General features: G+C 42.9%; 17 protein-coding genes. 10 read left to right on the top strand and 7 right to left on the bottom strand.

Features of this window, described 5'->3' with window-relative positions; all coding sequences use genetic code 11:
• The first annotated feature begins 16 nt into the window (after positions 1-16).
• The 9 genes from G9X62_RS03040 to G9X62_RS03000 all read left to right on the top strand — a co-directional run bounded on the left by G9X62_RS03040 (position 17) and on the right by G9X62_RS03000 (position 9457).
• Positions 17-1120 carry a lycopene cyclase family protein gene (locus G9X62_RS03040; protein WP_223131337.1) on the top strand — a complete coding sequence of 368 codons (1104 nt, stop codon included), beginning with the start codon at positions 17-19 and terminating at the stop codon, positions 1118-1120.
• A complete protein-coding gene (locus G9X62_RS03035; protein WP_223131336.1) occupies positions 1117-1959 on the top strand; it encodes a Brp/Blh family beta-carotene 15,15'-dioxygenase in 843 nt (280 codons plus the stop codon). The genes G9X62_RS03040 and G9X62_RS03035 overlap by 4 nt, the downstream gene beginning before the upstream one ends.
• Positions 1960-2063: 104 nt before the next feature.
• On the top strand, positions 2064-2789 hold the full coding sequence (locus G9X62_RS03030; protein ID WP_223131335.1) for a bacteriorhodopsin-like: 726 nt from the start codon (positions 2064-2066) through the stop codon (positions 2787-2789).
• Positions 2790-2884: 95 nt separating this feature from the next.
• Complete coding sequence (locus tag G9X62_RS03025) at positions 2885-3433, top strand: acyl-CoA thioesterase (RefSeq protein WP_223131334.1); 549 nt, start codon at positions 2885-2887, stop codon at positions 3431-3433.
• 2 nt (positions 3434-3435) lie between these two features.
• Complete coding sequence (locus tag G9X62_RS03020; protein ID WP_223131333.1) at positions 3436-4953, top strand: glycoside hydrolase; 1518 nt, start codon at positions 3436-3438, stop codon at positions 4951-4953.
• A gap of 45 nt (positions 4954-4998) precedes the next feature.
• Positions 4999-6258, top strand: coding sequence for a prolyl oligopeptidase family serine peptidase (locus G9X62_RS03015; RefSeq protein WP_223131332.1), 1260 nt, complete (start codon positions 4999-5001; stop codon positions 6256-6258).
• Positions 6259-6629: 371 nt separating this feature from the next.
• Complete coding sequence (locus tag G9X62_RS03010; protein WP_223131331.1) at positions 6630-7850, top strand: serine hydrolase domain-containing protein; 1221 nt, start codon at positions 6630-6632, stop codon at positions 7848-7850.
• 45 nt (positions 7851-7895) lie between these two features.
• Complete coding sequence (locus tag G9X62_RS03005; protein WP_223131330.1) at positions 7896-8246, top strand: cupin domain-containing protein; 351 nt, start codon at positions 7896-7898, stop codon at positions 8244-8246.
• The gene (locus G9X62_RS03000; protein ID WP_223131329.1) at positions 8243-9457 is read left to right on the top strand and encodes a BaiN/RdsA family NAD(P)/FAD-dependent oxidoreductase; all 1215 of its coding nucleotides are present in this window, start codon (positions 8243-8245) and stop codon (positions 9455-9457) included. Before G9X62_RS03005 ends, G9X62_RS03000 begins: the two co-directional genes overlap by 4 nt.
• Here G9X62_RS03000 and G9X62_RS02995 read toward each other — a convergent pair.
• From G9X62_RS02995 to G9X62_RS02965, 7 genes are all read right to left on the bottom strand, one after another.
• On the bottom strand, positions 9449-9901 hold the full coding sequence (locus G9X62_RS02995) for a hypothetical protein (protein ID WP_223131328.1): 453 nt from the start codon (positions 9899-9901) through the stop codon (positions 9449-9451). The two genes, G9X62_RS03000 and G9X62_RS02995, sit on opposite strands and share 9 nt — an antisense overlap.
• On the bottom strand, positions 9885-10502 hold the full coding sequence (locus G9X62_RS02990; RefSeq protein ID WP_223131327.1) for a flavin reductase family protein: 618 nt from the start codon (positions 10500-10502) through the stop codon (positions 9885-9887). Before G9X62_RS02990 ends, G9X62_RS02995 begins: the two co-directional genes overlap by 17 nt.
• A 259-nt stretch (positions 10503-10761) precedes the next feature.
• Positions 10762-12360, bottom strand: coding sequence for a carboxylesterase/lipase family protein (locus tag G9X62_RS02985; protein WP_223131326.1), 1599 nt, complete (start codon positions 12358-12360; stop codon positions 10762-10764).
• Positions 12361-12364: 4 nt separating this feature from the next.
• Complete coding sequence (locus G9X62_RS02980) at positions 12365-13996, bottom strand: carboxylesterase/lipase family protein (RefSeq protein ID WP_223131325.1); 1632 nt, start codon at positions 13994-13996, stop codon at positions 12365-12367.
• Between the two features lie 59 nt (positions 13997-14055).
• A complete protein-coding gene (locus G9X62_RS02975) occupies positions 14056-15735 on the bottom strand; it encodes a cellulase family glycosylhydrolase (protein ID WP_223131324.1) in 1680 nt (559 codons plus the stop codon).
• Positions 15736-16689, bottom strand: a complete 954-nt coding sequence (locus G9X62_RS02970; protein ID WP_223131323.1) for an alpha/beta hydrolase — start codon at positions 16687-16689, stop codon at positions 15736-15738.
• Entirely contained in the window at positions 16673-19321 is a 2649-nt protein-coding gene (locus tag G9X62_RS02965; protein ID WP_223131322.1) for a M14 family metallopeptidase, read from the bottom strand. The genes G9X62_RS02970 and G9X62_RS02965 overlap by 17 nt, the downstream gene beginning before the upstream one ends.
• 76 nt (positions 19322-19397) lie before the next feature.
• Here G9X62_RS02965 and G9X62_RS02960 point away from each other — a divergent pair, with 76 nt between their 5' ends.
• A complete protein-coding gene (locus G9X62_RS02960; protein WP_261345542.1) occupies positions 19398-20792 on the top strand; it encodes a PQQ-dependent sugar dehydrogenase in 1395 nt (464 codons plus the stop codon).
• The last annotated feature ends 55 nt before the right edge of the window (positions 20793-20847 follow it).

The raw sequence follows: 20847 nt of genomic DNA, 5'->3' as shown, positions 1-20847 counted from the left end.
TTCAATAATTATATTGATGCCAACACTTGTATACGATATTGCGATTATAGGTGCTGGAGCGTCAGGATTGCAGCTTTTGTATGAATTGACACAGGCGAATCCTGAACAAAAAATCTTACTCCTTGATTCAGGAGATCGATCGGCAAAGAGTTGGTGTTTTTGGGAAAATAAAGACGCATCTTGTTTCCCCTTTTTAATCGAAAAATCGTGGGATTCAATGCTCTTTAAAACCTCTAAAGGGGAAAGCATCACATCAGAAATTAACCCACTTGCCTACCATTACATTTCTTCAAGTAAATTTTTCACCTACTTTTTCAAGGATTTCATACCAGCGAATACAAACATTACACACCTAAACACGTGGGTTTCTGATTTGCAAGAACTACCTACGGGCGTGAAAATTAGCTGTAAAAACGGAGATTCATTTTTTGCAAAAAAAGTAGCAGACTCCAGACCAGCAAAATCAACAGAGCCGGACCTAATCTTCCAACATTTCAGCGGCAAATTCATCGAGTTTGAAAAGCCTATCCTAGATGATACTTGTATGACCTTAATGGATTTCAGTTTACCAGCATCCACTGACCAAATGGCTGTATTCCATTATATTTTACCTTTTAGCAAAACCATAGCATTAATTGAAACGACCGTCTTTACGCGTTTAGATTATGACAAGGAGACTTATGAACGGATTTGGCAGGAATATATGTCTCTTACTTATGCAAATCAAAAATACACCCTTCTTTCCAATGAAAACGGTACAATCCCCATGGGAAAGCCTGTTAGAAAAAAGGATAGCGCCATTTTTTCTATAGGTGCGGCTGGCGGAAAAATGAAGTCATCGACCGGATATGCCTTTACGAGAATGCACCAAGATGCCATTCATCGTGCACAAAATCGCACATTAGTATCTCCGAAAAGATTTCATTTCTATGATACAATGCTGTTGAAAATCATGCAAAAGGAAATGAACAAAATTCCTGAGGTAATGGATCGCTTATTTGATCGGGTTTCCACTCCATTAATACTTCGATTTTTAGACAACAAAACAACGTTAAGTGAAGAGGTAGGCCTGTTATCTCAATTAGACATCCCTCTGTTTATTAAACATTTGCTGAGATGAAAAACTACATAGGCGCCGTTATTACCTCGCTTTATGTAGCGGCATATTTCCTGATAGGACCATGGTCTAGCTCCATTGATTTATATATAAACGGCTTTTTACTGCTTGCCATCGGGATTCCACATGGAGCAGGCGACCACTTAATCGCGGCAAAAATCGCCCAACGAGAAAATCTCACTTTTCATTTACGACCATTTATCGTGTATTACCTAGGTATAATGCTGGCCTATGCGGTGCTTTGGTTCGTTAGCCCTCTCCTTTCCTTTATTATTTTTATAGCTATTAGTGTGTTCCACTTTGGTGATATGGAAGATACGCAACCGGTGGAATCCACAAAAACGTGGATCAATCTGGTAAAGACCGTTTGCCTTGGTTCTGGAATTTTGTCTTTCATCCTGATTGGCCATTGGTCAGAGGCTTTTGAAATCATCTCATCGATGCAAGTTAAAGTGCCACCAAACTTGCCTGAGTTTTCCTTATTTATTAGCCTTTTGTTTTTGATTTTAGGTTTCCAAAAGAAAAACTTTCACCCTTTTTTCAATACTTTTTTTGCTTTAGTTATCGGTTTTTTTCTGCCGCTAATTCCCGCCTTTATCTGTTATTTTTCTTGTTGCCATGCCATCACCAGTTTTGAAGGCATGCGAAAGCACTTGAAAATGGAAATATTGGAATTGTACAAAAAACTTGTTCCATTCTCTGCAGGCGCCCTTTTACTTGGAATGGTTTATATGAAATTGGTAGCCAATGACTTAGAAGTGTACCCCATTTTCATCTTTCTTTCTTTACTGACGCTACCACATTTTTTGCTTATGCATAAATTAATAAAACACCCAAATTGAACAATTTGTACAATTTTAATTTTTTTTTAAATTTTTTTTACAATATTTGAAACAATTGCCGACTACCCTAGTTTAATTAGTATCACTTTAAATCATTAACATTTATGGAAACATTAAACATTTTATTGAACGGCACTCTAGCTGCCGGAGATTACATCGGCTTCACCTTCTTTACAGGTTACATGTCGATGCTTGCTGCTTCGATCTTCTTCATTGTAGAGAGAGGTACTGTAAACGATAAGTGGAAAACATCTCTTTTGATTTCTGCTTTGATCACCTTTATTGCGGCAGTGCATTATTTCTACATGCGCGGTGTATGGTTAGACACTCACGAGTCTCCTACACAATTCCGTTACATTGACTGGACATTAACTGTGCCGTTAATGTGTATTGAATACTTCTTGATTTTAAAGCCAGCAGGTGCTAAAACAGGAATGTTATCACGCTTAATCTTCGGATCTGTAGTAATGCTAGTAGCAGGTTACATCGGAGAGGCAGTAGTTCCTGCTCAAAACGTGATGTGGGGAATCATCTCTACCTTAGGATGGGCATTAATCATTTATGAAATCTACATGGGTGAAGCTTCTAAATTAGCAGCAGCTTCTTCTAACGAAGATGTGAAAACAGGTTTCAAAGTTATGCGTTGGTTCACATTAGTAGGTTGGGCAATCTATCCAATCGGTTACATGATGTTACCAGGTAACTTGTTATCAGGATTCTCCGGAAACATTGATTTAGCTTACAACATTGCAGATGCTATCAACAAAATTGGTTTTGGCCTAGTTGTTTGGAACATCGCAAAAGGTGCTACAGCAGCAGAAGCGAAATAATAGTTGTCTCGGCAATAAGAGGGGGGCGGTCATCGATCGTCCCCTTTTTTTACGGCCAAAATTTAGCTAGCTTAGAGCCTACTAAATCCATTTATATGCTAATTCCTAAGCGAGTTACCGATTCTGAAACCACGATTACTGAATTAATGATTCCAGCGTTTGCTAACTTCAGTGGCAAAATTCATGGAGGCACTTTGCTTTCTTTGATGGACAAAGTAGCCTATGTTTGCGCAGCAAAACACAGTGGTAATTATTGCGTAACTGTGGCGGTAGAAGGAGTGGAATTCTTTAATCCTGTAGAAGTGGGCGATTTAGTTTCGATTAAAGCCTCGGTAAATTACGTGGGTAAAACCACGATGATCATCGGAATGAGAATCGAATCCTTAAAGCCAAAAACAGGTGTAGTCACCCACACAAATTCCTGCTACTTTACCATGGCCGCAAAGAACGACGATGGCGAATTGACAGAAGTTCCAGGATTGATTTTGGAAAACGAAACACAAACACGCCGCTTCGCAGAAGGTAAATTACTTCGAAAACTATCGCTTGAAAAGCGTGAATTATTAAAATCTGACCTAAAAAATATCTACTCCGGCGACATCCGCAAGATGTGTGATGGGGAGAAATGTGAATTGACTTACTAGGTATGAAACAATGTTTTTGGATTTTTTTGACTTTAGTGGGGTTGGAATTGTATGGCCAACAAATCACATTTGATACTCAGAAAACTTTCCAAACAATGCATAGTTTTGGCGCATCGGACTGCTGGTCCATGGCCATGATAGGTAAATACTACCCAGAGAGCAAAAAAAAGCAAATTGCCGAGTGGCTATTCAGTCAGGATTCAGACCCTCAAGGAAATCCAAAAGGGATTGGCCTTTCCATGTGGCGATTTAATATTGGAGCAGGAAGTACAGAACAAGGAAAATCAAGTAAGATTACAAACGAATGGAGACGATCAGAAAGTTTTTTGAATAGCGAAGGTTACGACTGGGAAAAACAAAAAGGGCAACAGTATTTTTTAGCCGCTGCAAAGCAATATCAAGTACCCTACACGCTAGGATTTTTAAATTCCTCACCCATCCAAATGACCAAAAATGGATTAGCCATCGGCAGTGGCCGTTTAGGCGAATGGAATTTTGACTCCACTAAAATTGACGCTTGGACGAATTTTATAACCAAGGTTTCTCAGCATTTTAATTTCAATTATATAAGCCCATTCAATGAACCACAATGGGATTGGGGACCTAATAAATCCGGCGAGGCATCTCAAGAAGGCACCCCTATTACTAATTCAGATATAGCCTGGGCCACCAAAAAACTGGCTGAGCATTTCCAGCGAACAAATGCGAAAACGCGGATAGTCATTCCAGAAGCCGGTCAACTGAATTATTTATATGACCCTAAAAGCAACCGACCTGGTCAAGATGGCCAAATTGAGAACTTCTTTCAGCTTGAATCGCCTAATTACGTGGGCAATCTTTCGACCGTAGAACGGGTTATCAGCGGCCATAGCTACTTTACGACCTCTCCTAGCAGTAAACTGGTATCGACCAGACAAGAATTACATAAAAAAGCAAAGGCTGCCAATATCGACTTTTGGCAATCAGAATATTGTATTCTAGGTGACAATGCAGGAGAAATAACGGGTAATGGTGTGGACCTAGGCATGAAAACTGCTTTATATGTGGCCAAAGTCATCCATTCAGACCTTAATGATGGCAATGCTTCCTCTTGGAGCTGGTGGCTTGCAGTGAGTGCTAACGATTACAAAGATGGCTTAATTTATACATTCAACGGTACCCATAAAGGGGAGAACGACCACAATAAATTTGATGCAGACCTCTATGATTCCAAAACACTTTGGGCATTAGGCAATTATGCAAGGTTTGTAAGACCCGGCATGAAGCGAATCGAAGCAAGTATTCAACAGCCTGATTGCCTAATAACTGGATTTACAGACCAGAAATCAATTGTTTTGGTACTCATTAATTCCGGTAATGCTTTTGAACTTCACCTTGGTAGCAAACAAGAAATGAAAACCTATACCACATCAGCCACACAAAATCTAAGCTATCACTCCGTTCAAAATAATCGCCTCCCAATTCCTGCATCCTCGATTATGACCATCATTTTTGATTCAAAATTCGGGACAGCATTTTAGAATATTTTACGTTTATTTGTTGGTAATTAACTAAACCTATCATCCATGAAAAAAATTCTCTTATTTCTTTCGCTGCTTGTTTTTAGTGCGGCAGCAAAACCTACTGGTACTTACAAAATCGTCGTCGAAGGCTTCGACTGGGGCGCTGGAGTTAACAAAGTCATTCTAGCCTTGAATGATACCACTTCTAAAGTGAATGCAGCAGACTATACCGTTTATGCCAGCCGAAAATTAAGCACAGGTCCCATCGCAGACCAAGATACTAAACGCGAAATTGTTACTGCTTACGTTTCAGATGAAAATGGCGCGCGTGTGCGTACCGGCAAAAACATTACCCTCGTTTTATCCGTCGGACCTCAGCTGCCTATAAGCTCCCCTTTTCAATACCTACGAAGCAAGGGGAATGTGTGGGTGGATTATTCCTTAACCATCGTGCAGCCTAAAACAGGGCAAGTTTGGGATACCTCTACTGGCAAAATCATGCCTTTGATTGATCAATTTGACCTAACGGGCAAATACGTTTTCAACGATAAATTGACGATGTCCTACGCGACTTTTACTCCCAAAGTGAAGAAGGACAAAGCACCTTTAATCATTTGGCTTCATGGCGGTGGCGAAGGTGGAACGGATCCAACTATTCCTTTGTTAGGAAACAAAGCCGCAAACTATGCTGCAGAAGGCATACAATCCATTTTCGAAGGAGCCTACGTACTATCTCCGCAATGCCCTGGCGCTTGGATGCATAATGCACAAGGAGTGGGAACGCAAGGCAAAGACAATGACATCTACAACGAGGGTTTGATGGCTTTAATTAAGGATTATGTCAAAGCAAATCCTGGTATCGACCCTAGTCGCATTTATGTGGGCGGCTGCTCGAATGGAGGCTATATGGCCTTGAAATTAATCATTTTAAATCCAGATTATTTCGCGGCGGGCTACATTAGTGCTTTGGCCTATAAATCAGAATACATCTCAGATAGCGATATTCAGAAGATTAAAAACGTGCCTATTTGGTTTGTTCACTCCAAAGACGACAGAACCACCATCCCTGACATTACAGTGGTACCTGTGTTCGATCGTTTACGCAAGGCGGGTGCGAAAAACGTCCACTTCACCTATTATGATCACGTAACTGATATCACTAATTTCTACGGCGGAAAAGGATTCGAATACAACGGCCACTGGTCGTGGGTTTACTTGCACGAAAACCTTCCTAGAACGGATTTAGACGGTTCAGCCGTTCGAGTGAATGGCAAGCCGGTTACCATCATGGAATGGATGGCCGCACAGAAAAAAGGGAAATAAGTAAAAAGGACAGCTTTGCGGCTGTCCTTTTTTTTATCGTGCAACTAGAAAATAAAAGATCAATAAGAGAATTAGGATTGCTAACATTGCTTTCCAATGAATGCGTTGGTATTCGGGGTATTTGATGGCAATGAAGGCCATCATCCCTAACGTTACAAGGTGAAGGTAAATTCTAGGACTTTTAAAATCACTTTCATAAGATAAGAGGTAAATGCAAATAGCCTGGTTAATGACTAAGCAAATTGCAATGCCGTACTTTTTCAGGTAAAGGCTTAAGGTGTTTTCCATTGTATGTAGTGGTTAAAATTGTGTTTTGTAATCTAGACAAATTCTAGCACCTTTACGTTAATACCTCTCATAAAATCAAAACAATGAAATTCACTAAACACCTCCTCCTTCTAATTAGCCTCCTTTTCGTAGGCGAAATCAGTGCACAAGCACCCAAAATTGTGGCCGGCATCAATGTCGACCGGGTAAAACGATTAGAAAAATTTGTTCAGTCCGAAATGGATAAGGGAAACATCCCTGGAGCTGTGACGATGATCATTCACAATGGCCAGGTGGTTCACCAAGGGGCTTTGGGATACAAAAACGTAGCCACGAAAGCACCCATGACGACGGACGATTTATTTTATATTCAATCCATGACGAAACCCATCATCTCCACGGCATTCATGATGCTGTATGAAGAAGGGTATTTTAAGTTAAATGATCCTGTTTCGAAGTACTTACCCGAGTTTAAAAACTTGCGCGTAGCAAGAAGTGTAAATGATGGCCCGGATGCTCCTACTGATTCGTTAAAGTCGCAGATCACGATGACACAATTATTAAGTCATAGTGGTGGATTAACGCATGGTTTGGACCAAAACCCTGTTCAGATTCGATTCAGAAATGGCTATTTCAAACCCGGAATTAAAACGATTCAAGAGCGTGTGGCCAATATGACGAAGTTCCCCTTATTGGCTCAACCGGGTACGGAATGGAATTATAGCGCTGGACCTGATGTGCTTTGTGTTTTGATCGAAAAATTCTCCGGAATGAGTGTAAATGAGTTTTTGAAGTCTCGCTTATTTGAGCCTTTGGAGATGAAACATACGGGGTATAATGTGCCTAAAGAGGAACAAGCTAAAATTGTTGCCTTGCATACTAAGGGTAAAAATGGAACGATTTCTGTTGCGGCGAACCAGCCTCCTTTTGAAAACGTGACGGTTTGGAGTGGGGTCAATGGCTTGTTTTCGACGGCTGCAGATTATGCGACTTTCTGCCAAATGATGCTGGCCGGCGGAACCTATAAAGGGAAGCAATACTTGAGCCGCAAGACGGTAGAATTAATGACCTCCAATCACACGGGAGACTTATTCCCAACTCCAGGAACAGAATGGGGGCTAGGCTTTGCCGTGGTAACCGACGGGCCAGCGACGAAAACTCCGGCGTCAAAAGGATTATTCTATTGGGGAGGTGCGAACAATACTCACTTCTTTATCGACCCGAAAGAGAAACTTATTGCTCTATTTATGACCCAGGAAAGCAATTTCACCTGGGAATACCACAACAGTTTACGCCAGATGGTTTACCAGACATTGGCAGATTAATATAGAAAGCCGGGCATCGTCCCGGCTTTTTTTCTATTTTTGTGTATGAGTATAACACCTTTGAACAGGACGCATTGGATCGCAGATGCTGACATCGAATGGGAAATCCTAGACGAGTATTGCAAACGCAAAATAATGGCCTACAATGATGGTCTAATGATCGTAAAAGTGCATTTCAAAAAAGGAGGCATCGGTGCGATTCACCAACATATCCATACCCAAGGCTCGTATGTAGAAAGTGGAGTTTTTGAGGTGATAATTGGTGACGAAAAGAAGATCCTGAGACAAGGCGACGTATTCTTTATTCCTCCCTCCATCGACCATGGTGTAGTCGCTCTTGAAGAAGGAGTGTTAGTGGATTCATTCAATCCCATGCGCGCAGATTTTATCCAATGAAAATAATCGTCATAGGTGGTGGTGCCGCTGGATTTTTTGCTGCTATTTCTGCCAAAGAGCATAACCCTGAGGCCGAAGTAACCATCTTAGAGAAAACCTCCAAGTTTTTAGGAAAGGTCAAAATATCTGGCGGAGGTCGATGTAACGTCACAAACGCCACGTTTAATTCCCGTTTACTTTCAGAAAATTATCCCCGTGGTGAGAAATTCCTCCGCAAGGCTTTTGAGGTCTTTAATGCATCCTCTATGATCGAATGGCTAGAAACTCGAGGTGTAGCATTGAAGACCTACCACGACAATTGTATTTTCCCCCTTTCAAACGATTCCCAAACCATCATCGACTGCTTTATGTCCGAGGCTCGACGCTTGCACATCAACCTGCATAGCAGTCAATCGGTGGAGGAGATTAAAACTACGGCAAAAGGCTTTCGCATTCATTGCCGGGACACGGAATACGACGCGGATCGCGTCATTGTGACGACAGGTGGTCAGCCTAAGATGTCGGGTTTGCTTTGGCTCGAAGATATAGGTCATCAGATCATTCCACCAGTTCCCTCCTTATTTACCTTTAACATGCCACAAGAGCCTATTCGGGATTTGATGGGTATCGTGGTGGAGAAAGCTCGTGTACGGATTGAGGGCCAAAAACTTGTAGGCCAAGGTCCCTTGCTAGTTACCCATTGGGGAATGAGCGGCCCAGCCATTCTACAACTTTCTGCCTGGGGAGCCCGGATTTTAGCAGAAAAAGAATACCGATGTGCCATCCTAGTGAATTGGCTAGACGAGACGAAGGAAGAAGAGTTACGTGCGCAAATCACGCAAGTCATCAAAGAGCACGGAGCTAAAATGATGGCGAATTTGAACCCTTTTGCGATGCCGAATCGACTTTGGGTCTACTTACTAGAAAAAAATGAAATCAAGACTAGCCTCCGCTGGAATGAATTAGGGGGTAAAGCACTTAACAAACTGATTAATACCTTGATTAATGATCGCTATGTGGTCCAGGGAAAAACGACCTTCAAGGAGGAATTTGTAACTGCGGGCGGCGTAGACTTACAAGACATTAATGTCCAAACCATGGAAAGCAAAAAGTGCCCAGGACTCTTCTTTGCAGGAGAAGTAATGGACATCGATGGCATCACCGGTGGATTCAATTTTCAAGCCGCTTGGACGACGGGATTTATTGCGGGAAAGAGTGCGGGACTACTTTAAAATATCCTGAATAATCTTAACGTGGTGATCTGTATGCATCACTAAAAACGGAATGACATCTTTCTTTTTCGTATCTCCAAAATAAGGATGAGAAAAATAATGACCCGCTCCTATCGAATCTAATTCCATCACTTTAGCACGACATTGATCAATATGCTTTTGAAGTGATTCTGCCGTAAAAGTATCTGGCGTAACGAACTTAGGTGCCCTCGATTTACCTCTCGGTATTTTACCACGCCAAAAAATCAAATACTTAATAGGGCGAAAACTCCATTTATATTTCGATGGATCCGATCGCTTAACTCCTTCAATCACAGAAGAAATCACTAATAAGCTATGTTCGATTTGCCAGCCTACAGATGACGAAGAAACCGTTTCATTACGAACTTCTAACTGCGGAATATAAGACGCTAATTCGTCTACGAGATTAATTAACTTTTGCATACGGCAAGGTAGCGATTTTCTCGGTTTTGTAATACCCGTTGGTGCCTAGGGAACTTAAGATTCCGGCTTTGGCCAAATCCAAAAAGCCATCCTCCTCCTGTATTCCTACTGGCACATAGGCTTCCTGCAATGACCCAATAACTAAAAAAGTATTATTCAATTCTATGGGCATCACCTGCTCGAATTTCAACACATATTGTACCGGAGACTCCGCCACGAAAGGCGCAATACATCCCTCTTTGAATTCCTCTGTCAAGCCCGTCATCTCAAACTCCGAAACGCCATCCGGGTACTTCGCACTCGTCTGATGCGCTTGTTTGTACATCGATTCCGTCACTAAATTCACGGTATAAATACCAGTTTCCTGGATATTTTGCAAGGTATGAGGAGCCGCAGATAAAGGACGATTAATAAACCCAATCAAAGCTGGATCGGCACCTAAATGAACGATGTTACTAAAAACAGCGAGGTTTGAAACGCCATTACCGTTCACCGTTCCGATGAGCGATAAGCTTTTAAAACCACTCAATGAGTTAATGAAATTAGCGCGTGTGAAACGGTCCAAGGTTTGGAGTTCAGAAAGAGAAAAATGTTTGCTCATAAAGGGAGAAGTGACTTTTATCACTTTTAAAGGCTTAAAGATAGGCTACATTTGACTAAACAAATAATAACACCATGAAAACGCAAGAGATTTTCGTTGAAAACAGTAAGTGTTGTTACCCACAAAAAGGAGAAAACTCCGTGTTCAAACAAGCTAAGTCCTACGTCAGTTGTGCGATAGGTAAAATGAGTTAATCTTTCTTAAAGTATACAAAAAAGGCCCTTCTCGCAAAGGGCCTTTTCTATCACAAAGTAATGATTTATCTAGCAATCAAGCTATACAATTCCGCATCTTGCTGCGGTTTCACCTCGCATTTATTATCAAAATGCATGGTTGCTGTATTCGCTGTGTCGAACGTAGGCCAAGCAGGGATACCTTTGTGACCCGGGTTACCCGTTTTAGCAAAGTTAATCCAAGACGAACTCATACGGTCTGCTAACACATACGCTTCTTTTCCGCCTCCTGTCATTTCCTCGCAACGTGCGATGTTGTTAAAACAGAACGGTAATTCCATGCAGTGGAAAGCTTTGTATTTGCCATCCATTACTGGCGATTGCCACGTCATTAAGTACATGTAAACGGGTGCCGCTTTCAGAGCTGATTTCTCCTTCGCCTGAACCACAGCACCTGGACGGAACATCACGTCTACATCCATTAAATCAGATGGCTTCGTGTCATTCGGATAGGCTTTCTTTACTGCTGCCTTGAATGCCTCCGCTTTCTCGCCATAAGTTCTTTTGATATAGGCATCTACTTGTTCTGCGGTTGCATCCGACATTCCAGTCATGATGGATGGCATGAATTCGTTCTTCACTGTTCCGATTAACAAAGGCACGTCTTTCGATAATTCGAATGCCTCTTTGGAGAACAATTGGTAAGGCAATAAGTCGCCATCCACTGATGGACCCCAGCTAAGGCCAAAACCAACCACCGGCTTTCCTGCCGCTTTCATCTGAGCAGCGATGGTTGCTAAGGCTTTCTTTCCTGCTGAAGCTAAAACAGGATATGGGATCATTTGCAAGCTATCTACTTTCGCTGCTGGGATGTTAAGCGCTTTCAAGACTTCGGCTGTGATGCTTTGAGTCGTTGCTTTGTCTAACATGTTTGCGCGGAATGAACCACTTTGGTTGATTGCTTTGCTGAATAAACCTTTCGAAGAAGGCATCGCCATCAAGGTATTTACTTTCGCGCCTCCGCCCGATTGTCCGAAGATGGTTACGTTTTTCGCATCCCCACCGAAAGAGCCGATGTTTTCTTTTACCCATTCCAAAGCCGAACGCATATCCAATACGCTATTGTTTGCCGAGTATTTGTATTTTTCGCCGTAAGCCGACAAATCTAAATAACCCGTAATGTTTAACCGGTGCGAAATGGAAACGACTACGACGTCCCCTTTTTTGGCCAAATTCTCTCCATCATAAGACGGCAATTCAATCGCCGATCCAGCGGTAAATCCACCACCGTGAATCCAGAACATCACCGGACGCTTCTTGCCATCATTGATACCAGGCGTCCAAACGTTAATACGCATACAATCCTCATTTGTAAAACCCCAGTTGTGGTTAAATACGAATTCTGATTCGTCTTGAATCTGCGTTGTTTCATCAATTAAAGGCGAAACCGGCCCATAAGACATAGACGAACGAACGCCAGCCCAAGGTTTAGGCTTGTGAGGTGCCTCAAAACGAGCCGCCTCCGCATACGGAATCCCCTTGTAGGTATAGATTCCACTGTGAATATATCCACGTACTTTACCGGCATCCGTCGCCACAATAGCCACGTCTTTACCCGTTGTAATTTGCGCTTTCAAGCCCATGGAGGCCATAATTAGCGCACTAGCCATTAATAATTTTTTCATAAGATTAGTTTTTATAGAATTTGTCTAAGAACTCATAACGTGCATCGTCCGTTGCCTTGATTGCTTTGGACTCTACATCAATCACCATTACACCTGGTTCCTTATCTTGTGGAGCAGCTGCAGGCCAGTTTGCCAAAGTTCCTCCGTTCGGATTTCCCGTCTTAATGAAGTTCGCAAAAAAGCCGAACATCGTTTTGGATACTGTATAATCATCAGCCGTGAAGGCGTAATCTTTAATCAAGTGCAAGTTACCCATGCAATATTCGATCTCACAAGCGTGAGGAGCGCCTACTGCAGGACGAGGTTTAGGTGCATTGGGATCTGCTTTTACCGTCCCTCCGGCTAATCCCGAAGCGACTGACTTGTCTACCAAAGGAGCACGGTGGCGTGAATATAAATAACGGTATACCGGTTGCGTTGAATTCTTGCGATGTAAATCAAACCATTTCCAAGTGCTGTACGAAATGAAACGATCTGCCGCTAAAGCCGTTGCCGAACGCTCGATCACATCCTCTGAACCTGATGGATATAATTTCAAAACGGTCTCGTGATCTGCCGGATACGCTTCTTTTACCTTCGCCACATAATTATCATGTGTATACGGTTTGCCTTGCATAAAGGCTCCACCCGGAATTTCCGCTGAGTTCCAACCTAATAAAAGCGGAACCATCGATTGCTGCCTTGCATTGAAAATTTCTGGTAAACTTTTAGGCAAGAAATAGCCATCAAGCACCGTAGAGAAACTAACCGAACGCGTTTCTTGCGCAATCTCAAACAATTCGCGCGTAGACATAGCACGTAAATCTTTCAAAGACTTCGCTCCTGCTTTTTCCGCAAAAGCTACGCCCGCTTTCTCTGCTTGCGCTAAAGGGACAGGGGACATCGTCGGATTAATTCCCGCACCACTTTCTCCGATCGCTCCGGCGATTAAGCCTTTCGATAGCGGAGAAGCCATTTGGACAGAAACTGAAGCAGAACCAGCTGATTCCCCAGCGATCGTCACTTTAGACGCATCTCCACCAAAAGCAGCAATGTTTCTCTTCACCCATTGCAAGGCTAAGTTTTGGTCTAAATAACCATAATTTCCAGACGCCTTGTAAGAAGCCTCCGCTGATAATTCCGGATGGGAGAAGAAACCAAAAAGGCCTAAACGGTAGTTCACCGTTACCACTACGATTCCTTGTTTAGACATCGCCTCGCCATCATAACGTGGCTCCGATGCATCCCCCGCGAATAATCCACCTCCATAGAAGTAAACTAAGACCGGTAAATTTTTCGTGTTACGCTTAGCTGGAGACCATACGTTCAGGTATAAACAGTCTTCGCTGAGACCCGCAGAACGAGATCCCATGTCTCCGAATACAATCGCCTGAATAGGACGTGGTCCAAAGGCTTTTGTCTTCTTCACTCCTGACCAAGGTTCAGCCGGAACGGGTGCTTTCCAGCGCAAATCCCCTACCGGAGGTTTAGCAAAAGGCACGCCGAAATACGTCTGAATTCCCGTTTGGGTATTGTAATCTCCTTCGATGATTCCTGATTCGATTTTCGCCTGAACAGGCATCTTAAAATCAGTCTGTGCGAACACGCTAGACGCAAATAGGCCTAGCAGGCAGGTTAATTGCCAGATTCTTTTCATTGTTAAATAGGTTTATTGTCAATAATTGATACAATAATAAAACATTCTTTTGGGAAGTCCTATTGCTTGTATACGCTCACTGTTTGAAATTCATTTGATTTACCGGTAATAACTTGCAAAATATAAGGTCCAGGCATCAACCCTTTAGTTTCAAGAATTCCTCCAGTTTCCATCATTGAACTTTGATGAATTCGTCCTGTCAAATCCACAAATCGAACTTCCTGAGGCCCCACTCCACTAACCCGCACATATTGATCAAACGGATTAGGGTAGACTAGTGGAACATTCTGCTCAAAACGTGCCTCTAATGGGATTTCGTCCACTATTTCCTCCACACGCAAAGCGGTTATTTGCAAAACTCCTGTAGAATTCCCAAGATCAAATGATATGCGCGCATTAGCGTCAAAAGGGTCATTCATCGTGAACAAAAACGTGTATTCAGATTCTGACGTACCTACGGTAAATGAGTTGTAATTGCTGTAGGCATTATAGGGATTTGAAGCTCGACCCATATAGCCGGTAAAGGAAATGGCTTTGTCTGCTTTGGCCTTAAACTTCACTAAATACCTTCTTTTATACGAAAGAGGGAATCCAGATCTAGCCAGTTGAACATGCCAACCCGTACCCGTCACCGATGAAATTGCCACTTTAAGCCCTAATCCCTCCGCATTCATCGTAGCTGATGCGCCTGAATTCAGATTCAAATTCCAACCTGCAGTACCATTTAAATCAAACAATTGTTTAGTGGGGAGCACTTTAGCAGCAGGCAATGGATTTTTCAATAAGGCATTGACTAATTCTGTTTTGTATGTGCCAGAGACAGGATCATATATGCCAAAACCAGCAGAGAACTCCCAATACGCCCAACTCAAGCCCTGCGACTCAAACCACCTAGCTAAAAAAGTAGTCCACCTGGCACGAGATGCCATATCGGCTTTTTCATAGGCCCCAAATTCGCCCACATGGAGTGGAATATTCTTCGAACGAGCCCATTGAATGGCATAGCTAAAATCAGCCACCACTTGATCCCGCTCCATTTGCAAATCTTCCCATTTCGTGCCTAGGTATTTATCCTTATTTCCTGCCCAATCAGCTCCCTGATGCGTAAAATTAAATGGATTATAATAATGTATGCTCAGAATTAAGTTCGGATCTGATGGCGGATTTAGATTTTTCACCCCCTCTAAACCTCCGTACAAAGCCGTTCCCAACAGTACTTTTCTGGTAGGATTTGTTTTCCTGATTTCTGCCAAAGCCTCCGCAAAATACACATTCCACAAATCAGGCGTCAGGGCATCATGCGGTTCATTTAGTACTTCAAAAAGCAGGTGTTGATCATAGCCTTTGAAATAATTCGCTATCTGAGTCCACTGGCTAATGAACCTCGGCTTTACCCCAGCTGGATTAGTAAAAATCTCCTCATGGTGATGCATATTGATGATCACGTAGAGGTTCTTAGCAATTGCCAGATCCACAACCGATTTAATCCTAGCTAGAAAAGCAGGGTTGACTGTATAGGGTGCAGTAAGCTGCGTCCTTTCAGCCACATCCCAGCGAATAGGCACTCGAATATGATTGAAACCTTGTTCGGCAATCTTCGCAATGTACTCTTCTTTGAATGGATTACCCCAGGCATTTTCTGAGGGAGCCTCAAACATATTACCTAGGTTTATCCCTTTGCCTAAGTCTTGGGCAGATAAGGAATAACACCAAAGTAATAGCCAGACAATTTTCTTCATTTACTGCACAAAAGCTAATATCGAAGCCGCCACCTTTCCAGGCACCTCTTCCATAGGCACATGTCCTACGTTATTATAGACCTCCGCTTTACTTCCTTTGATATCTTTCAAGAAGTTATCGACGTTATTCACCCCAATTAGGTTGTCCTTATCACCCCACAAAATCAAGGTAGGCGTCTTGATTTCTTTAATTCTACTCACATTTGAATTCAAAAAGCGTTTTGAATCCCCTTGGAAAGAACCTTTAAAAATCAATAAGGCCGCTCCCCGGTTTCCTTCTCTAATCGCTACATCGTGGAAACGCTCTACTTGCTCATCTGTCACACGAGCTGGATCATAATAGACCGTTTCTAAACTCTTACGCACTAGGGCTTTGGGAGTGGCATACAACAATAAATTATTAATTACTGGAGTGGATGCCAGCTTAAATCCTAAGGAACCACTCTCCCCTTTCTTAGGGTACCCAGCTGCATCGATTAAGATCATCTTAGCTAAGCGCGATGGATTATGAAGCGCATAATTCCAAGATATCGCTCCACCCATCGAATTCCCCGCTAAGATGAATCGTTTAATTTTCAATCTAGTCGTAAAAGAATCAATGAACTTAGCATAGTAAGGGAAATTATAGGCCATTTCAGGGGATGGTCCCGTAAGTCCAAATCCCGGTAAGTCAAGGCTAATCACCCGCCTATGCTGCTTCAAATCAATCACCACACTATCCCAAGTATTCAAAGACGAAGACATCCCGTGCAATAAAATCAGTGGCAAGGTATCGGTAGCGACACCCTCGTCCCGGTAATGCACTTTCATCCCCATAATAGGCATGAATTTAGAATCCTTGTTCGCGTACAAAGGAATCAACTCTTCTACGGGTCTGTCTCGCTCACAGATAATCAACAGTAAAATAACGATTAGGCCTACAAAGCCCCCTAAAATCTTAGCGATTGTTTTCATACAATTGATTGAATACCATTTTAAATGTACTATGTGTTTGGCCTCTAAACGTTACTTCTGGACCATACACATATAAATTTCCTTTTCCCACTTTCGCTTGGAAAGCAGCGACCCCATCTTGCAAATAAGCTTGACCAAAAGCCCAGCCACTGCGCAACGTCTTCTCTGTAGCGAACCAAGCTAATGGAGTTAATACACCACGAGAGATAGACTCCGGTGCTAACTTAAACACTGGGCTTGCTGCAAAGATGACATCCGCTTTAGGCGCCATTCCCCAGTTTGCTGGTGAATTTTGATCTACCGTCACTTGTATCACACTACCCGGAATATAGAATTTCTCTCCCGGCAAATTGCGCTCTTTTCCAGCCACCATCTCCACTAAGGCGTTCTTTACAGGAAGATTCAAATGATAGGCCAAGTTCGCACTCGAACCAATCGTGATGATATCCCCGCCCTCTTCTAAGAAAGCGCGAAGTGAAGGTATGGATTTTGCTGCCGTAATTTTACCCATTGTCTCTTGGTATTCCGCTGGAATATCAGCCTCTACAGGTTCTTTCTCATCCCACTCGTTTGCCGGCTCAGCTCTCAAGCCTGGAATAGCTCCTTTGACAAAAATCAACACATCAAATTTCGAACGTAATCCACCTTTATCGATCTCCTTAGCGAACACTAATTTGAAGTCAAAATGGTGTTGCTCTAAAATCCAACGCAACCAACCTGATGGCATCGAACCACCATAGGTATCCCAAAGACCCACACGCTTCGTGCCTACTTTACGAGAAACATCAGCTGGCAAAGTACTTAGTGCTTGTGTTTTCACGGTCGCCTTCGCTAGAATGTCCGCTGCCGCCGCACTATGTTTCACATAAAACGCTGAAGCGTTTTTCGACACTTCGACACCCGCTTTTAATAAATCATTCAACAAAGTGAATGAGGCGTTATCCGAAGTGGAGAATGAATAATAAGCGCCCGTAGCAAACACTGGTTTAGCCTTTTGAAGTTCGCCGTAAGGAACCGTTTCGAATGGACCGTTTACGTCTTCCAAAATGCGGTCAAACTGAATCCCCATCGTATAAGCAGGCGTCCAGCCAGCGGCGTCATACGGACGAACCGGAGGTCCTCCTGGGTATTGGAAGTCATTCGGGTGATCTTGCGGTTCAAACATATCGATCACGTGCGGGCGGAAAGCTTGATTTGTCTTCACCACGTAAGAACCCGCTGGATAGGCTTTTCCTTTAACCTCAAAAGCTTTTGTAGCCCTCTCTACCCGGATTCCGCTTTTGATCAAGATATTGATAAAGGCGATTCCAGAAGTCGATTGATCTGCCGTCACAATGTATGCACGCGCATCACGCGTTTGTGGGTTCTTGTAAACCACCGTAAATAAACTGTCAGCTTTCTTCTTGTAATTTCCACCCGAAATCTCTGTTAATTTTTCCACCTTGTTAGGTGACATTGTCCAGTAATCTTGAGATCCTAAATCGATCGATTTCTTACCCATCTTGTAGATGTTCATCAAGACCTCTTCGCGGTACCTGGTCGCGTAATTCAATACGGCATAGTTCAACGAAAGTGAGTAATCAATCGAATTCTTGAAGAACCATTTGCGCGGCGTGATGGGGAATGGCGTCGCCGAATTTGGAATCAAACGATTAGGTACTAATGGAATGTTTTCAGGAGTTGGGTCTCCGATGATCTCCGTTAATAAACCGATGATATTGTGGTAGTAGGCCGTAGTACGTAATCCACCATTCCACCAAGTCGAATAAACCGAACCCGATTTCATGGTATAACCCGGTTTCCCTTCCGCGTTTAAGCGTGAACTCATAGCCGCGCCTAAGGCGTCGATTCCTGTAATTAGAAGCGGATCGTACACGTAATTGAATGGATCACGGTAAGGAGGACCTGCTACGACTGTACCGTCTGGACCCGTTTGGTGATGGTTATATAGGATTTGCGGCATCCATTCGATGTATTGTTGGCGGGCCATGTTTGTGGACTCGCTCATATTCATCATATAGAAATCACGGTTATTATCGTGTCCGATGTATTTTTCATACAGACGAGGCAAATTATCTGTCGAGCGTTTCAGCGTATCCGCCTTGCGCATGTACCAATTGGAAACGAGTTCTTGACCATCAGGATTCGCGTGAACAAATAGGATGATGGTGTTTTGTAGGATACGCTTCGTTTCCTCATCGTTACGAGTTGTAAACTGGTAGATCGACTCGATCCACTGGTGAATCCCCACCGTTTCTGTGGCGTGCAAACCGCCGTCGATCCAAACGATGGCCTTTCCTTCTTTGGCCAAAGCCTTCGCCTCCTGCTCAGACAAACCTTCCGCCCGTGCCAAACGCTGCGAAATGGCCTTATACTTTGCTAGATTGCGAATGTTCGAGGGGTCAGAAACGATGACCATATATTGATTTCGGCCCTCTTCCGTCTTTCCAATCGACTGCAATTTCACGCGATTAGACGCCGCAGCCAACTTTTTCAGGTAGCCTTCGGTCTGCGTAAACGTAGCTAAATGGTAATTATCGCCAATGTTAAAGCCAAAATGCGATTTAGGACTAGGAACTTGCGCACTCACTGACAGCGAGGCGAATAATAGAGCAAGTAAGATTTTTTTCATATGTTGAATCAGGTAAGCTTTAAAGATAGAAATATAGAAATTAATATTTAGCTTCGTGGCAGAAAAATACCAAGCTATGTTTAAAAAAATATCCTTTATTGGCCTGATTGCGATGGCCGCTTTGAGCACGATGTCCCTCACAAAGGCGCCGGCAGTCACTGAAGAACCTGCAGAGGTTAATTATACCAAATATTGCGCATCCTGCCACGGCGAAAAAGTGGAAGCTTTTGTGGACCGCAAGTGGAAGCACGGAGACAAAAAATTAGACATCTTAAACAGTATCACACATGGCTACCCGGACGCCGGAATGCCTACATGGAAAGAGGTTTTGACACCTAAAGAAATTGAAAAACTGGCAGATTTAATCGTGGAAAATTTAGCTGGTGTTGAGCAATATAAATTTGCCAATAAACCAACGTCAAACATTTTCAAGTCAGACGGAATGACCATCGTGTTAGACACGATCGCCACTGGTTTCGATAGCCCTTGGGGTTTCACGCAACTACCATCGAACGACTATTTAATTACAGATCGCGCAGGAGTGTTGTATTTAGTGGATCAAAAACGCAACAAAACGGCGATCAAAGGAACTCCAGAAGTGTATGCGCAAGGACAAGGCGGTTTATTAGATGTAACGCTTCACCCTCAATACGAGCAAAATGGCTGGATCTACTTATCCTACTCTAAGTTTAAAATGGAGGATGGGGCCAAAGTAAACACAACAGCTATCGTTCGTGGAAAAATCAAAGACAATAATTGGGTAGAAGCACAGGAGATATTCGAAGCGAAACCTTATACGAAAACTTCTTTCCACTACGGATCTCGCATTACATTTGACAAAAAAGGTCATCTATTCTTCTCTGTAGGAGAACGTGGAATGGAAAAAGTGTTCCCTCAGAGTTTAGATAACGATAACGGTAAGATTCACCGCTTAAATGACGATGGAACAGTTCCATCAGATAATCCATTCAAGAATTCAGCACACCCGAGCATCTATTCTTACGGACAACGTAACCCACAAGGGTTGACGACGAATCCTTGGACGGACGATATTTGGGAGACGGAGCATGGTCCTCGTGGTGGTGATGAGATTAACATCATCAAAGCAGGTAAAAACTACGGCTGGCCGGTCATTACGTATGGTATTAATTATGATGGAAAACCGATTTCGGCTATCTCCAAAAAAGACGGAATGGAGCAACCTATCTCCTATTTCATCCCATCGATTGCTCCATCTGGATTGACTTTTGTAACGGGTGATAAATACCCGGCTTGGAAAGGCAATTTGATGATCGGCTCACTACGTTTCAATTATTTGAACCGGGTGGAGGTTAAGAACAACAAAGTAGTGAAGCAAGAAAAGGTATTGTTAAACGTTGGGCGTATGCGCAATGTGAAGCAAGGCCGCGATGGGTATTTGTATGTGGGGGTTGAGAGTCCGGGGATGATATTCCGTTTGCGTCCGCAATAGAGTAAAGATGGTAGAGTAGAGAGTAAAGATAGTCCGAAGGAAATGAGTCCGGAGG

It is taken from the genome of Aquirufa lenticrescens, assembly GCF_019916085.1.
GTDB lineage: Bacteria > Bacteroidota > Bacteroidia > Cytophagales > Spirosomataceae > Aquirufa > Aquirufa lenticrescens.
Note: the sequence above shows the minus strand (reverse complement) of the source record. Positions and strands in the feature narration are given on the sequence as shown.

What these genes read in the sequence shown, in the direction of transcription:
- G9X62_RS03025 (WP_223131334.1), top strand. Translation starts at nt 2,885, where the DNA reads ATGCTAATTCCTAAGCGAGTTACCGATTCTGAAACCACGATTACTGAA.
- G9X62_RS02975 (WP_223131324.1), bottom strand. Translation starts at nt 15,735, where the DNA reads ATGAAGAAAATTGTCTGGCTATTACTTTGGTGTTATTCCTTATCTGCC.
- G9X62_RS02970 (WP_223131323.1), bottom strand. Translation starts at nt 16,689, where the DNA reads ATGAAAACAATCGCTAAGATTTTAGGGGGCTTTGTAGGCCTAATCGTT.
- G9X62_RS03005 (WP_223131330.1), top strand. Translation starts at nt 7,896, where the DNA reads ATGAGTATAACACCTTTGAACAGGACGCATTGGATCGCAGATGCTGAC.
- G9X62_RS02985 (WP_223131326.1), bottom strand. Translation starts at nt 12,360, where the DNA reads ATGAAAAAATTATTAATGGCTAGTGCGCTAATTATGGCCTCCATGGGC.
- G9X62_RS03015 (WP_223131332.1), top strand. Translation starts at nt 4,999, where the DNA reads ATGAAAAAAATTCTCTTATTTCTTTCGCTGCTTGTTTTTAGTGCGGCA.
- G9X62_RS02960 (WP_261345542.1), top strand. Translation starts at nt 19,398, where the DNA reads ATGTTTAAAAAAATATCCTTTATTGGCCTGATTGCGATGGCCGCTTTG.
- G9X62_RS03000 (WP_223131329.1), top strand. Translation starts at nt 8,243, where the DNA reads ATGAAAATAATCGTCATAGGTGGTGGTGCCGCTGGATTTTTTGCTGCT.
- G9X62_RS03040 (WP_223131337.1), top strand. Translation starts at nt 17, where the DNA reads ATGCCAACACTTGTATACGATATTGCGATTATAGGTGCTGGAGCGTCA.
- G9X62_RS02965 (WP_223131322.1), bottom strand. Translation starts at nt 19,321, where the DNA reads ATGAAAAAAATCTTACTTGCTCTATTATTCGCCTCGCTGTCAGTGAGT.
- G9X62_RS03035 (WP_223131336.1), top strand. Translation starts at nt 1,117, where the DNA reads ATGAAAAACTACATAGGCGCCGTTATTACCTCGCTTTATGTAGCGGCA.
- G9X62_RS02995 (WP_223131328.1), bottom strand. Translation starts at nt 9,901, where the DNA reads ATGCAAAAGTTAATTAATCTCGTAGACGAATTAGCGTCTTATATTCCG.
- G9X62_RS03010 (WP_223131331.1), top strand. Translation starts at nt 6,630, where the DNA reads ATGAAATTCACTAAACACCTCCTCCTTCTAATTAGCCTCCTTTTCGTA.
- G9X62_RS02980 (WP_223131325.1), bottom strand. Translation starts at nt 13,996, where the DNA reads ATGAAAAGAATCTGGCAATTAACCTGCCTGCTAGGCCTATTTGCGTCT.
- G9X62_RS02990 (WP_223131327.1), bottom strand. Translation starts at nt 10,502, where the DNA reads ATGAGCAAACATTTTTCTCTTTCTGAACTCCAAACCTTGGACCGTTTC.
- G9X62_RS03020 (WP_223131333.1), top strand. Translation starts at nt 3,436, where the DNA reads ATGAAACAATGTTTTTGGATTTTTTTGACTTTAGTGGGGTTGGAATTG.
- G9X62_RS03030 (WP_223131335.1), top strand. Translation starts at nt 2,064, where the DNA reads ATGGAAACATTAAACATTTTATTGAACGGCACTCTAGCTGCCGGAGAT.